General features: G+C 60.6%; 13 protein-coding genes. 6 read left to right on the top strand and 7 right to left on the bottom strand.

What is annotated here, in order from left to right; all coding sequences use genetic code 11:
* Nucleotides 1–44 precede the first annotated feature (44 nt).
* Nucleotides 45–722: a TetR/AcrR family transcriptional regulator gene (locus AC3WMV_RS16555; RefSeq protein ID WP_027612854.1), complete on the top strand. Its 678-nt coding sequence runs from the start codon at nucleotides 45–47 to the stop codon at nucleotides 720–722.
* 117 nt (nucleotides 723–839) lie between these two features.
* On the opposite strand, the gene AC3WMV_RS16550 is transcribed toward AC3WMV_RS16555, so the two are convergent.
* From AC3WMV_RS16550 to AC3WMV_RS16535, 4 genes are all read right to left on the bottom strand, one after another.
* Nucleotides 840–1,694, bottom strand: a complete 855-nt coding sequence (locus AC3WMV_RS16550) for a shikimate dehydrogenase (RefSeq protein ID WP_103367273.1) — start codon at nucleotides 1,692–1,694, stop codon at nucleotides 840–842.
* Nucleotides 1,691–2,140: a type II 3-dehydroquinate dehydratase gene (aroQ, locus tag AC3WMV_RS16545; protein ID WP_025108744.1), complete on the bottom strand. Its 450-nt coding sequence runs from the start codon at nucleotides 2,138–2,140 to the stop codon at nucleotides 1,691–1,693. The genes AC3WMV_RS16550 and aroQ overlap by 4 nt, the downstream gene beginning before the upstream one ends.
* A 198-nt stretch (nucleotides 2,141–2,338) precedes the next feature.
* Nucleotides 2,339–3,418: a tRNA (uridine(54)-C5)-methyltransferase TrmA gene (gene trmA / locus AC3WMV_RS16540; RefSeq protein ID WP_047602591.1), complete on the bottom strand. Its 1,080-nt coding sequence runs from the start codon at nucleotides 3,416–3,418 to the stop codon at nucleotides 2,339–2,341.
* The gene (locus AC3WMV_RS16535; RefSeq protein WP_003228434.1) at nucleotides 3,415–4,710 is read right to left on the bottom strand and encodes an NCS2 family permease; all 1,296 of its coding nucleotides are present in this window, start codon (nucleotides 4,708–4,710) and stop codon (nucleotides 3,415–3,417) included. The genes trmA and AC3WMV_RS16535 overlap by 4 nt, the downstream gene beginning before the upstream one ends.
* Nucleotides 4,711–4,934: 224 nt before the next feature.
* Here AC3WMV_RS16535 and AC3WMV_RS16530 point away from each other — a divergent pair, with 224 nt between their 5' ends.
* Both AC3WMV_RS16530 and AC3WMV_RS16525 read left to right on the top strand, forming a co-directional pair.
* Nucleotides 4,935–5,384, top strand: a complete 450-nt coding sequence (locus AC3WMV_RS16530; RefSeq protein WP_103367274.1) for a DUF4879 domain-containing protein — start codon at nucleotides 4,935–4,937, stop codon at nucleotides 5,382–5,384.
* 67 nt (nucleotides 5,385–5,451) lie between these two features.
* Entirely contained in the window at nucleotides 5,452–6,003 is a 552-nt protein-coding gene (locus AC3WMV_RS16525) for a DJ-1 family glyoxalase III (RefSeq protein WP_103367275.1), read from the top strand.
* 6 nt (nucleotides 6,004–6,009) lie between these two features.
* On the opposite strand, the gene AC3WMV_RS16520 is transcribed toward AC3WMV_RS16525, so the two are convergent.
* A complete protein-coding gene (locus tag AC3WMV_RS16520; RefSeq protein WP_007963751.1) occupies nucleotides 6,010–7,248 on the bottom strand; it encodes an MFS transporter in 1,239 nt (412 codons plus the stop codon).
* Nucleotides 7,249–7,786: 538 nt separating this feature from the next.
* Here AC3WMV_RS16520 and AC3WMV_RS16515 point away from each other — a divergent pair.
* From AC3WMV_RS16515 to AC3WMV_RS16505, 3 genes are all read left to right on the top strand, one after another.
* Complete coding sequence (locus AC3WMV_RS16515) at nucleotides 7,787–9,229, top strand: cytochrome ubiquinol oxidase subunit I (protein WP_027612845.1); 1,443 nt, start codon at nucleotides 7,787–7,789, stop codon at nucleotides 9,227–9,229.
* 3 nt (nucleotides 9,230–9,232) lie between these two features.
* Nucleotides 9,233–10,240 carry a cytochrome d ubiquinol oxidase subunit II gene (gene cydB / locus AC3WMV_RS16510; protein WP_007963753.1) on the top strand — a complete coding sequence of 336 codons (1,008 nt, stop codon included), beginning with the start codon at nucleotides 9,233–9,235 and terminating at the stop codon, nucleotides 10,238–10,240.
* 83 nt (nucleotides 10,241–10,323) lie between these two features.
* Nucleotides 10,324–10,491 carry a DUF2474 domain-containing protein gene (locus AC3WMV_RS16505; RefSeq protein ID WP_007963754.1) on the top strand — a complete coding sequence of 56 codons (168 nt, stop codon included), beginning with the start codon at nucleotides 10,324–10,326 and terminating at the stop codon, nucleotides 10,489–10,491.
* Nucleotides 10,492–10,567: 76 nt separating this feature from the next.
* On the opposite strand, the gene AC3WMV_RS16500 is transcribed toward AC3WMV_RS16505, so the two are convergent.
* Nucleotides 10,568–11,692 carry a methyltransferase gene (locus AC3WMV_RS16500; protein WP_027612844.1) on the bottom strand — a complete coding sequence of 375 codons (1,125 nt, stop codon included), beginning with the start codon at nucleotides 11,690–11,692 and terminating at the stop codon, nucleotides 10,568–10,570.
* Nucleotides 11,693–11,842: 150 nt separating this feature from the next.
* The gene (locus AC3WMV_RS16495) at nucleotides 11,843–12,571 is read right to left on the bottom strand and encodes a helix-turn-helix transcriptional regulator (RefSeq protein ID WP_027612843.1); all 729 of its coding nucleotides are present in this window, start codon (nucleotides 12,569–12,571) and stop codon (nucleotides 11,843–11,845) included.
* Nucleotides 12,572–12,746: the final 175 nt, after the last annotated feature.

Here is a 12,746-nt window from a genome sequence, read left to right as displayed (position 1 = left end):
GGCCCATAATCGCCAACCTGTGCAGTGATGGCCGTGAGCCCGCAATGACAATGACTTCAGAACTCCCCGCCGCTCCCGTCGAATCCGGTATCGAGCCGCGCAAGAGTCGCAAGAACAACCCGGAAAAAACCCGCGAGAACATCCTGCAGGAGGCGATCGTCGAGTTCGTCCAGCAGGGCTTGTCCGGCGCCCGCGTCGACGCGATCGCCGAGCGTATCCACACCTCCAAACGCATGATCTATTACTACTTCGGCAGTAAGGAACAGTTGTACGTCGAGGTGCTGGAGAAGCTTTACGGCGACATCCGCAGCACCGAAAACCGCCTGCACCTGGCCGAGTTGCCGCCGGTGGTGGCGATCCGCCGACTGGTGGAGTTCACCTTTGATCACCACGACCGCAACGTCGATTTCGTGCGCATCGTCTGTATCGAAAATATTCACAACGCCGAGTTCGTGAAGCGTTCGGACACGATCAAGGCGATGAACAATACGATCCTCGATTCACTGGGCGAGATTTTGCGTCGCGGTGCCGAGGAGGGTGTCTTCCGCGCCGGGCTGGACGCGCTGGATGTGCACTTGCTGATCAGCTCGTTCTGTTTCTACCGCGTCTCGAACCGCCATACGTTCGGTGAGATTTTTCAGATCGATTTGCCGGACGAAAGCATCAAGCAGCGACATCGCGAGATGATCTGCGAGTCGGTGTTGCGTTACTTGCAGCCGTGACACCTATCCAATGTGGGAGCGGGCTTGCTCGCGAAAGCGGCGTGTCAGCCTATACATCTAGCGCCTGACACACAGCCTTCGCGAGCAAGCCCGCTCCCACAGGATCGATGTTTATCTTCAGCCATTCATGCTTTGAAAATGCGCCAGCATCCGCTGTGCGTCCGGCACCACGCCGCTGAACAATTCAAACGCCTTCACCGCTTGAAACACCGCCATGTTGCCGCCGTCCAGCGTGCGGCAACCCAAGGCGCGGGCGTTGCGCAGCAGTTCGGTTTCCAGCGGGAAGTAAACGATCTCCGCGACCCACAACTCCTTGCGCAGCAACTCCACCGGTACTGGCATGCCCGGCAGTTTGGCCATGCCCATCGGCGTGGTATTCACCAGACCATCGGCCTGATTCAGCGTGCCCGGCAGATCTCGCCCGGCGACGGCGCGACCGACGCCGAAATGCTGGTTGAGGTTGTTCGCCAGACTCTCGGCGCGCTCGCGGTCGACATCGAAAATACTCAGCTGCTGTACGCCTTCGCTCAACAACGCGTGGGCCACTGCCGCCCCGGCACCACCGGCACCCATCTGGACTACACGCTCGCGGGCGACATCCTGCAAGCCGCGACGAAAACCTTCGGCAAAGCCCAGGCAATCAGTGTTGTGGCCGATGCGTTTGCCGTCCTTGAGCACCACGGTGTTGACCGCGCCAATGCCCCGGGCTTCCGGGGACAGTTCGTCGAGCAGCGAGATGATCGCCTGCTTGCACGGGAAAGTGATGTTCAGACCGGTGTAGTTCATCCGCTCGGCGGCCTGCAGCAAGTCGGGCAGGGCGTTGCTGTCGAGTTGCAACTGATCGAGGTCGATCAGCCGATACAGGTAGCGCAAGCCTTGGGCGTCGCCCTCATGTTCATGCAGTGCTGGCGTCCGCGAGGCTTGAATACCCGCACCGATCAGGCCAGCCAGTATTACCGGTTTACGGGTCATGCTGCGCGCCCCTTCAGTCGCTGACTGAAATGCTCCAGGGCCAGGCGATAGCCATGGCTGCCGAAGCCGCACATCACCGCCGTGGCGATGGCCGAGACAAACGAGTGGTGGCGGAATGGCTCACGCGCATGCACGTTGGACAGGTGCACTTCGATCACCGGCAACTCACTGGCCACCAGCGCGTCGCGGATCGCCACCGAGGTGTGCGTCCACGCCGCCGGGTTGATCACGATCCCGGCGCAGCGGCCGCGTGCCGCATGAATCCAGTCGAGCAATTCGCCTTCGTGATTGGTCTGGCGAAACTCCACGGCCAGGCCGAATTCTTCGGCAGCGCGGCCGCACAGAGCAGAAATATCAGCCAGGGTTTCGTGACCGTAGGTTGCCGGTTCACGAGTGCCGAGCAGGTTCAGGTTCGGGCCGTTGAGCACCAGAACGATAGGGGGCATGGGGGCAAACTCCACTTATTGTTTTTGGCTTGGGCCGAAGGTTTCAGCCTGTGGAGGTAAAATGTACCAGATGGTTACCATGGTCAATTGAACGGCGTTGCGTCCGACGTTTTATGTTCGGTGATCGCACAGATCAAGAAACTGCACCCACAAAAAAGCCGTCAATCACGACGGCTTTTTTGTATTCGGCATTCGCCATCAACGGCGGGTCAGCAACACCCCGGACTCCATGTGATGCGTCCACGGGAACTGGTCGAACATCGCGCAGCGGGTGATGCGGTGCGTGTCGTGCAGTTGGGCGATGTTGGCGGCCAGGGTTTCCGGGTTGCAGGAGATGTACAGGATGTTGTCGAAGCGCCGGGTCAGCTCGCAGGTGTCCGGGTCCATGCCGGCGCGCGGCGGGTCGACGAATACGCTGCCGAACTCGTAGCTCTTCAGGTCGATTCCTTGCAGGCGACGGAACGGGCGCACTTCGTTCAGCGCTTCGGTCAGCTCTTCGGCGGACAGGCGCACCAGCGTGACGTTATCCACAGCGTTTTCGCTGAGGTTGCTCAGTGCGGCGTTGACCGAGGTCTTGCTGATCTCGGTGGCCAGCACTTTGCGCACACGGGTGGCGAGCGGCAGGGTGAAGTTGCCGTTGCCGCAATACAGCTCCAGCAGATCGTCGGGACGATCGCCCAATGCTTCATAGGCCCAGTTGAGCATTTTCTGGTTCACCGTGCCGTTGGGCTGGGTGAACGCGCCTTCTGGCTGGCGGTAGCTGAAGGTGCGACCACCGACGTCGAGTTTCTCCACCACGTAATCGTGGCCGATGACTTCGCGCTTGCCCTTGGAGCGGCCGATGACGCTGACGTTGAGATCAGCCGCCAACTTCGACGCGGCCGCATGCCAGTGTTCGTCCAGCGGACGGTGATAGCACAGGGTAATCATCGCATCGCCGGCCAGGGTGGTCAGGAACTCCACCTGGAACAGCTTGTGGCTCAGCGCCGAACTGGCCTGCCATGCCGCCTTGAGCTGCGGCATCAACTGGTTGATGCGCAGGCTGGCAATCGGGAACTCTTCGATCAGGATCGGCGTGCGTTTGTCGTCCTGGGAAAACATCGCGTAGTGCCGCTCACCGGCCTCGCGCCACAGGCGAAATTCCGCGCGCAGGCGGAAGTTCTGCAGCGGCGAGTCGAACACGGTCGGCTCTGGCGCATCGAACGGGGCCAGCAAATCACGCAAACGCGTGACCTTGTCTTCGAGCTGAGTGGCGTAGGCCTGGGAATCGAAAGTCATGCGTTGAACCAACCCAACTTGATCACGAACAGAATCGACAGAATCACCAGCGCCGGGTTCAGCTCACGGGCGCGGCCCGACAGCAACTTGATCACGGTCCAGGAGATGAAGCCGAAGGCGATGCCGTTGGCGATCGAGTAGGTGAACGGCATGGCCAGCGCGGTGACCACGACCGGTGCGGCGACGGTGATGTCTTCCCAGTCTATTTCCGCCAGACCGGAAGTCATCAGCACGGCGACGAACAGCAGCGCCGGCGCGGTGGCGAAGGCTGGCACGCTGGCCGCCAGTGGCGAGAAGAACAGCGCCAGCAGGAACAGGATAGCTACCACTACAGCCGTCAGACCGGTACGCCCGCCAGCGCTCACGCCAGCCGCGGATTCGATGTAGCTGGTGGTGGTCGAAGTACCCAGCAGCGAGCCGGCCATCGCCGCGGTGCTGTCGGCGATCAGTGCCCGGCCCATTTTCGGCATGTGGCCGTCCTTGCCCATCAGGCCGGCGCGTTTGGCGACGCCGATCAGGGTGCCGGAGTTGTCGAACAGGTCGACGAACAGGAAGGCGAAGATCACGCTGACCAGACCAATGTCCAGCGCGCCCTTGATGTCCAGTTGCATGAAGGTCGGGGCCAGCGAAGGTGGCATCGAGGTCACGCCGCCGAACGGGGTGAAGCCCATGGCGATGGAAATGATGGTCACTGCCAGAATGCCGATCAGCACTGCGCCGCGCACTTTCAGCGCTTCGAGGGCGACGATCAGGGCGAAGCCGAGGGTGGCGAGGATCGGCGCCGGGGCTTTCAGGTCACCGAGGCCGACCATGGTCGCCGGGTTGCTGACCACGATGCCCGCGTTGTGCAGGGCGATCAGCGCCAGGAACAGGCCGATACCGGCGGCAATCGCCGAGCGCAGCGGCAGCGGGATGCTGTTGATGATCCATTCGCGGATGCGGAAGATCGACAGCAGGAAGAAGCACACTGCCGAGATGAACACCGCGCCCAGCGCCACTTGCCAGGTGTGGCCCATGTGCAGGACCACGGTGTAAGTGAAGAAGGCGTTCAGGCCCATGCCTGGCGCGAGGGCGATCGGGTAGTTGGCGATCAGGCCCATGATGGTCGAGCCGATGGCGGCTGCCAGACAGGTGGCGACGAACACCGCGCCCTTGTCCATGCCGGTCTCGCCGAGGATGCTCGGGTTGACGAACAGAATGTAGGCCATGGCCAGGAAGGTCGTGACGCCCGCCAGAATCTCGGTACGCACGTTGGTGTTGTGTGCCTTGAGTTGAAACAGCCTTTCCAGCATGTCTGCTCCCCGTGGCGCGCGCGGCGCCGTGAATGTATCGACCTCAACAGCAAAGCACAGACCGTCGCAAGCGCCTGGGAATTTGTGGTGGGCCGGAAAAAGCCGCGCATCATACCAGCAGCGTGAGGAATATGGCGGTTGTTGGTGCCGAACGTCGTCGAAGTTTTGCCACAGGGCCAACTGCGCCATACTGCGCGCTGAATTTTTCGGGGAAACGTGATCACATGGGCAAGCGCTGGATAAAGGCTTTCGGGGTAGTGGCCGGGCTGATGGCCGGGTCGACGGCGGCGCTGGCAGCCTCGGCGCCACCGTTGACTGAAGTGAAGGTGATCAAGGTTCAATCGCCGGCCTGTGGTCTGGAAGACATCGGCGATAACCAGCCGCAAACCCGATGCGATCACAGCGGCCCGAGCATCAAGGTGTTCGTGCTGGAAATCGGCTATGGCCAGAACCAGCCGCATGCCACGCTCGATGGTTTTGAAGTCAACGGCACCCGGGCGCCGGTGTGCGCCTTTGATAACGGCAACCTGACTGAGTGCAAGCCCGGCAGCAACACCGTCGGCTCACTGTATACCTTTGATCTGGCGGGCAAGCAGGAAGGCACCTTCACCTTCAGTAACACCTCGATCAACGCGCCACGCAACACCCTGTCGGCCCAGCTTTACATCAAGTAACGGCTGTCATCGAACAGGGCAAGGCAAAGCTGACTACGCTTGAAAGATCACCCAGCGGATAGCGCCCATGACCTTTAGAGCCCTGATTACCCTCGCAGAGGGCATTGATGATCTGCAAAGCGTGACCCTGATCGACGTGCTGCGCCGCGCCAGCGTTGAAGTCGTGGCGGCCAGCATCGAAGGCCGGCGCATGCTGACCTGCGCGCGCGGTACGCGCCTGACGGCCGATGGCATGCTGGTTGATGTATTGGCGCAGACCTTCGACCTGATCGTCCTGCCCGGTGGTGCCGTCGGCGCCCAACATCTCGCGGCGCATCAGCCGCTGCAGCAATTGCTCAAGGACCAGGCCAGCGCCGGACGCCTGTTCGCCGCCATCGGCGAAGCCCCGGCCATTGCCCTGCAAGCCTCAGGTGTATTGCGCCAACGGCGCATGACCTGCCTGCCGAGTGCCAGCCATCAACTGTCGGGCTGTACGTTTGTTGATCAACCGGTGGTGGTCGACGGCAATTGCATCACCGCCCAGGGCTCCGGCGCCGCACTGGCCTTTGCCCTGACGCTGGTTGAGCAGCTTGGTGGCAAGGCATTGCGGGTGAAAGTGGCGGGGGAGATATTGGTTTGACGAGCCTCAGACCTTCGCCTCTTCCACCGGCACATGCATCCGGTCGCGGTTGGCCAGGGTCGGGAACAGTTTGATCCACGTTCCGGTGACCACCAGCGTGCCGATCCCGCCCATCACCACCGCCGGGACGGTGCCGAACCAGTGCGCGGTGAGGCCGGATTCGAATTCGCCCAACTGGTTCGAGGCGCCGATGAACAGGCCGTTCACCGCGCTGACCCGGCCACGCATTTCGTCCGGGGTTTCCAACTGAACGAAGGAGGCGCGGATCACCATGCTGATCATGTCCGCCGCGCCTAGCACCACCAGCACCGCCAGCGAGAACCAGAACGAGGTCGACAGACCGAAGGCGATGGTTGCGACGCCGAACACGCCAACGGCGGTGAACATCACCCGGCCAACATTGCGCTCGACGGCAAATCGCGCCAGAAACAGTGACATCCCCAACGCGCCTACCGCCGGCGCCGAGCGCAGCAGGCCCAAGCCCCACGGCCCGGTGAGCAAGATGTCCTTGGCGAACACCGGCAGCAACGCCGTAGCGCCACCGAGCAACACCGCGAACAGATCCAGCGAGATCGCCCCGAGAATGTCCGGGCGGCTGCGAATGAAGCGGATACCCGCCAGCAACGAATCCAGCGTGGCTTTGCCTTTGTTCAGCGGCGTTTGTCGGGCGGGCAGGTTGAGCATCAAGGTGCAGGCGATGACGTAGAGCAACACCGTCGGGCCGTAGACCCAGACACTGCCAAACGCGTAAAGCAAGCCACCGAGGGCCGGAGCGACAATGGTGGCTGACTGTTGAGCCGACTGCGCTGCGGCGACCGCCCGTGGAAACAGGGCGCTGGGCACGATACTTGGCAGCAGCGCCTGGGTCGTCGGCATCTCGAAGGATCGTGCGGCACCGAGCAGGAAGGCGAGGATAAAGATCATTTCCCGGGTGACGTGGTCGGTCGCACTGCCGATGGCCAGTGCCAGGGCAATCAACGCCTGCAACGACTGACAGATCGCCGCGACCCGGCGTCGGTCATAGCGGTCGGCGACATGCCCGGTGTGCAGCATGAACAGCACCCGTGGTGCGAATTCCACCAGCCCGACCAGCCCCAGGTCGAGCACGTTGCCGGTGAGTTGATACAGATTCCAGCCGATCGCCACGGTAAGCATCTGAAAGCCACTGGCGGTAAAGATCCGGGCGAACCAGAACGCAAGAAAAGGACGATGGTGACGTAACAGCAGGGGCTCTTGGCTGGGCATCTGAAGGCAGGTCTGGCTCTTGGGGGAACCGCGAGGTTATCACCAGTCTGTAACAGGAAGTTGCTATGACAAAAAATTTAGTTAGCCAGACATCTATCGCTCCCTGGCATACCTCATCTCAATGTGGTGAGGGGATTTATCCCCGATCGGCTGCGCAGCAGTCGTAAAAAATTGACGATGCACCAAAAGGCAGGATGTCTGTGGGGCTGCTTCGCCGCCCATCGGGGATGAATCCCCTCGCTACAGGTCGTGCCGCTCTGGGGATGTATTTCAGAACGTTGCCCAGGCAATGAGGCAACTTGTCACGCGGCAAACGACCACGCCGTTCTTCGTCGGAAATGGGACTACTCTTTTAACGTTGCTTGATCCAGATCAAGACCCTCCCGGGCCATGCTCTGGTGGCCCGTTGGCCAGACTCCCTGCGTTGCGATGGCTGTTAAAAAAGAACGAATCAGAATTCGCCGCACTCCATATCCGTGGGGGCAGTAGGCAGGGGCCACAAGCCCCAATGCCGGTATTACCTGACAGAGGAAGACTTATGTTCGGTTTAGAGGCACTCGATCTCGCCCGAATTCAGTTCGCGTTCACCATCTCGTTCCACATCCTGTTCCCGGCCATCACCATTGGTCTGGCGAGCTACCTGGCGGTGCTTGAAGGGTTGTGGTTGAAAACCCATAACGACACTTACCGGGATCTCTACCACTTCTGGTCGAAAATCTTTGCCGTCAACTTCGGCATGGGTGTGGTCTCCGGTCTGGTCATGGCTTACCAGTTCGGCACCAACTGGAGCCGTTTCTCGGACTTCGCCGGTTCCGTCACCGGACCGTTGCTGACCTACGAGGTGCTCACGGCATTCTTCCTTGAGGCCGGTTTCCTCGGGGTGATGCTGTTCGGCTGGAACAAGGTCGGACGCAAACTGCACTTCTTCTCCACGGTGATGGTGGCGATCGGCACGCTGATCTCGACATTCTGGATTCTCGCTTCCAACAGCTGGATGCAGACGCCGCAAGGCTTCGAGATCGTCAACGGCCAGGTGATCCCGACCGACTGGCTGGCCATCGTGTTCAACCCATCGTTCCCGTATCGCCTGATGCACATGGCGACCGCCGCGTTCGTGGCCACGGCGTTCTTCGTTGGCTCGTCGGCGGCCTGGCACCTGCTTCGCGGCAAGGACAACCCGGCGATCCGCACCATGCTGTCGATGGCAATGTGGATGGCGCTGATCGTCGCGCCAATCCAGGCGGTTATCGGTGACTTCCACGGGCTGAACACCCTTGAGCATCAGCCGGCGAAAATCGCCGCGATCGAAGGCCACTGGGAAAACAAAGGCAACGAAGCGACCCCGTTGATCCTGTTCGGCTGGCCGGACATGAAGGAAGAGAAAACCAAGTTCGCCGTGGAGATTCCGTACCTCGGCAGCCTGATCCTCACCCACTCGCTGGACAAGCAAGTGCCGGCACTCAAGGAGTTCCCGCCTGAAGACCGGCCGAACTCGACCATTGTGTTCTGGTCGTTCCGGGTCATGGTCGGTCTCGGCTTCCTGATGATCTTCACCGGTCTGTGGAGCCTGTGGCTGCGCAAGCGCGATTCGCTCTACACCTCGCGGCCGTTCCTGTATCTGGCGCTGTGGATGGGGCCGTCCGGCCTGATCGCGATCCTCGCTGGCTGGTTCACCACTGAAATCGGTCGGCAGCCGTGGGTGGTCTACGGGCTGATGCGCACGGCGGATGCCTCGTCCAATCACAGTTTCATGCAGATGAGCATCACCCTGATCATGTTCGTCGTAGTGTATTTCGCGCTGTTCGGTGCGGGGCTTGGCTACATGATGCGCCTGGTGCGCAAAGGGCCGAAAACCGACGAAGGCAAGGAAACCAACGAAGGTGGTCCTGGCCAGAAACGCACTCCGGCTCGGCCGTTGTCCGCAGCCGATGATGAAGGTACCGACGCCGACTCGCAGCGCAGCCTGGAAAAGGAGATTTGACTCATGGGTATTGATCTTCCGCTGATCTGGGCCGTGATCATCATCTTCGGCATCATGATGTACGTGGTCATGGACGGCTTCGACCTGGGGATCGGGATTCTCTTCCCGTTCATCCCGGGCAAGACCGACCGTGACGTGATGATGAACACCGTCGCCCCGGTTTGGGACGGCAATGAAACCTGGCTGGTACTGGGCGGCGCGGCGTTGTTCGGCGCGTTCCCGCTGGCCTATTCGGTGGTGCTGTCGGCGCTGTACCTGCCGTTGATCTTCATGCTGATCGGCCTGATTTTCCGCGGTGTGGCGTTCGAGTTCCGCTTCAAGGCCAAGGACGACAAGCGTCACCTGTGGGACAAGGCGTTCATCGGCGGTTCGGTGGCGGCGACGTTCTTCCAGGGCGTGGCACTCGGGGCTTTCATCGACGGTTTGCCGGTGGTCAATCGGCAATACGCCGGTGGTTCACTGGACTGGCTGACACCGTTCACCCTGTTCTGCGGCGCCGCGCTGGTGGTGGCCTATGCCTTGCTCGGTTGCACCTGGTTGATCATGAAGACCGAAGGCAAGTTGCAGGAGCAGATGCACAACCTCGCGCGGCCGCTGGCATTCGTGCTGTTGGCGGTGATCGGCATCGTCAGTCTGTGGACGCCGCTGGCTCACCCCGAGATCGCGACACGCTGGTTCAGCATGCCGAACCTGTTCTGGTTCATGCCGGTGCCGATTCTGGTGCTGGTGACGCTGTACGGGCTGATCCGCGCGGTGGCGCGCAATGCCAACTACATGCCGTTTTTGCTGACCCTGGTGCTGATTTTCCTCGGCTATAGCGGTCTGGGCATCAGCCTGTGGCCGAACATCGTGCCGCCGTCGATCTCGATCTGGGACGCCGCCGCACCGCCGCAGAGCCAGGGCTTCATGCTGGTCGGTACGCTGTTCATCATCCCGTTCATCCTGGGTTATACCTTCTGGAGCTACTACGTGTTCCGCGGCAAGGTCACCCATGAAGACGGTTACCACTGATCTCTCGCTCTGCTCACCTTGTGAGAGCAAGCCGTCTCGCGGTGGCGTCCTCAGCGACGCCATCGCCCAAGAGGAACGATGCAATGAACGGCAAACATTCCCTGCACGAGATTGAAGAAGCCGAAAAAAAGCCGCTGTGGCAGCGGCTCGGCTGGTTGGCCCTGATCTGGATCGGTAGCGTCGGCGCGCTGTTCATTGCCGCCAGCCTGATGCGCCTGTTCATGAACGCGGCCGGCCTGACCACACACTGAAACATCCCGTCCCGCTGCCCTTGGGCACGGTTCTACGACCCTCCGCATTGCGGAGGGTTTTTTTTGGCCTGACGCTTTACTTGCGGGCTTTGAGAATCACGAACTTCGGTGTGGCCGCCACTTGCTCGACGCCACGGAACAGCCGCGCCAGCTTGCTGTGATAACCCAGGTGCCGGTTGCCGACGATGTACAACGCACCGCCTACCACCAGCGCCTCGCGCGCCTGCTGGAACATGCGCCAGGCGAGGAAATCGCCCACCACCTGTTGTTGATGGAACGGCGGATTGCACAGCACTACGTCCAGCGATTGCGGCGCCTGGCCGGCCAGACCATCGCCGGCGCGCACGAGCACTTCGCGCTCGCCCAGCGCGGCGCGCCAGTTCTCGGCGGCCGATTGCACGGCCATGAACGATTCGTCGACCAGCGTGTAGTGCGCGTCGGGGTTGTGCAGGGCGCTGGCGATGGCCAGTACGCCGTTACCGCAGCCGAGGTCGGCGACGCGGGCGCTGCCGAGGTTCTTGGGCAGGTGCGGGAGAAAAGCTCGGGTGCCGATATCCAGGCCTTCACGGCAAAACACGTTGGCGTGGTTGAGCAATTCGATGGCCGGCTCGTCCAGTTGATAACGCGAAGGGTAGGGCGAGGTCGCCGGGGCTTTGGCTTCAGGCGTTGCGATCAACAGGCGAGCTTTCTTCACCGCCAGTGAAGCCTGTACCGGGCCAATGTAACGCTCCAGCAGATCACCGGCTGCGCGCGGCAAATGCTTGACCATGGCCGCTGCCACCACTTCGGCGCCGGGTGCCAGTAGCCCTTGCAGGCGGATCAGTTGCTCTTCCAGCAATGCCAGCGTCTTGGGCACGCGGATCAGCACCCGGTCGAACGGCCCGATCAACGGCTCACTGGCCGCAATCCCGCGCACGGCATCAAATGCCAGGCCGTTGCGTACCAAGTTCTTTTCCAGGCCCTGGAATGCGAGAAACGAGTCGCCACTGCTGCTGACCTGAACCTTGCCTGCCAGACTCGCCGCCAGCGCTCCGAAGCTGTCATTGAGTACCAACACCCGGGTGTCTGCCGTCGGTTGTTGCGCGGCCAGATGATTGAGCAGGTATTCGTCAGCCGCATCGAACGCTTGCAGAGGTTCATTCTGCTGCTCGGGCTGGCGGATCAGGTCGAGTTGGGCAAAGGGTGTTTCGAGCAAGGGCATCGGGCGAGAACTCTGGTTATTCAACGGGTGGCCCGCAGCCCAGGGCGTCGCGCGGCGGAACCATCCGAGTGGACTGCGGCGTGCGGCGCACGTCATCACTCAGGAAGGTTGCAAATGGTACGTTTTTTTCCGTTGAAATACTCGCAGCTTTTAGTGGGCGGGCATGTCGAGAAGGCCGCAACTCTTGGCGGCAATGACCGCAGAAATCTTGTTGCAGACGTTCAGTTTGAGAATCACGTTTTGCACGTGGTAATTCACCGTCCGCTCGCTCAGGCAGAGGATCCTGGCAATCTCATAGGCCGTCTTGCCGAGCGCCGAGAGCTTGAGCACTTCCAGTTCTCGCGGTGAAAGGCGTGGGGGGACGGGCTTTTTGGCCGGTTTGGGCAAGGTTTTGGCGAACAGGTCACTCAGGTGGCTGGTTGCGTAAAACATATAGCCAAAATGCTCGTATAACTCGAGCGGACTTAATGGACCGTTTTTCCTGGCAAGGCTCAGGGTGCTGCACAGCCCGCTGTCTTCGTGGTGGAACGACTGGGACCAACCGTGTCGCAACCCATGCCTCTGTTGCGCGTCCCACAGCGACAAGGTTTGCGAAAACACGTCCTCGGTCCAGACAATCGGCAGCATTGAATGACTGCAGTGTGCTACTACCGGGTCGATTTTTCTGTAGTTTTGTCTTTCATAAAGTTGGTTCCACTCTTTCGGATAGTTATTGATTTGCAAGGTCTTTAAGTCAGCGTTCCGATTGTTTGATGTCAATGAGATGGCACAAAAATTGAAGCCAATATTTTGAGCGAATCGCAGCAAGATCGGATAAGCGGTCTCTATTTCTCTTGCGAAAGTCAGTTGCTTTAATTGCGACTCCTTCCACATTTCCATCACTCACTCTCCATGAGTCGTTCGTCGGGTGCTTTTTATGGATCCAATCGGATCCTGCACGCAACCGAGTGTAGGACAGGTCTTACAAATGGCGTTGAATTTTTTTGCTCTTGGAGGGGGCGGTTAGTTGCTGGAAAGGTTATTAGTCATCAATAACGCGTTGGATTTAACCTGT

This window comes from Pseudomonas sp. FW305-3-2-15-E-TSA4 (assembly GCF_058787295.1).
The sequence above is the reverse complement of the archived record's forward strand: the minus strand, read 5'-3'. Positions and strand labels throughout refer to the sequence as shown.

What these genes read in the sequence shown, in the direction of transcription:
- AC3WMV_RS16555 (WP_027612854.1), top strand. Translation starts at nt 45, where the DNA reads ATGACAATGACTTCAGAACTCCCCGCCGCTCCCGTCGAATCCGGTATC.
- AC3WMV_RS16550 (WP_103367273.1), bottom strand. Translation starts at nt 1,694, where the DNA reads ATGACCCGTAAACCGGTAATACTGGCTGGCCTGATCGGTGCGGGTATT.
- aroQ (WP_025108744.1), bottom strand. Translation starts at nt 2,140, where the DNA reads ATGCCCCCTATCGTTCTGGTGCTCAACGGCCCGAACCTGAACCTGCTC.
- trmA (WP_047602591.1), bottom strand. Translation starts at nt 3,418, where the DNA reads ATGACTTTCGATTCCCAGGCCTACGCCACTCAGCTCGAAGACAAGGTC.
- AC3WMV_RS16535 (WP_003228434.1), bottom strand. Translation starts at nt 4,710, where the DNA reads ATGCTGGAAAGGCTGTTTCAACTCAAGGCACACAACACCAACGTGCGT.
- AC3WMV_RS16530 (WP_103367274.1), top strand. Translation starts at nt 4,935, where the DNA reads ATGGGCAAGCGCTGGATAAAGGCTTTCGGGGTAGTGGCCGGGCTGATG.
- AC3WMV_RS16525 (WP_103367275.1), top strand. Translation starts at nt 5,452, where the DNA reads ATGACCTTTAGAGCCCTGATTACCCTCGCAGAGGGCATTGATGATCTG.
- AC3WMV_RS16520 (WP_007963751.1), bottom strand. Translation starts at nt 7,248, where the DNA reads ATGCCCAGCCAAGAGCCCCTGCTGTTACGTCACCATCGTCCTTTTCTT.
- AC3WMV_RS16515 (WP_027612845.1), top strand. Translation starts at nt 7,787, where the DNA reads ATGTTCGGTTTAGAGGCACTCGATCTCGCCCGAATTCAGTTCGCGTTC.
- cydB (WP_007963753.1), top strand. Translation starts at nt 9,233, where the DNA reads ATGGGTATTGATCTTCCGCTGATCTGGGCCGTGATCATCATCTTCGGC.
- AC3WMV_RS16505 (WP_007963754.1), top strand. Translation starts at nt 10,324, where the DNA reads ATGAACGGCAAACATTCCCTGCACGAGATTGAAGAAGCCGAAAAAAAG.
- AC3WMV_RS16500 (WP_027612844.1), bottom strand. Translation starts at nt 11,692, where the DNA reads ATGCCCTTGCTCGAAACACCCTTTGCCCAACTCGACCTGATCCGCCAG.
- AC3WMV_RS16495 (WP_027612843.1), bottom strand. Translation starts at nt 12,571, where the DNA reads ATGGAAATGTGGAAGGAGTCGCAATTAAAGCAACTGACTTTCGCAAGA.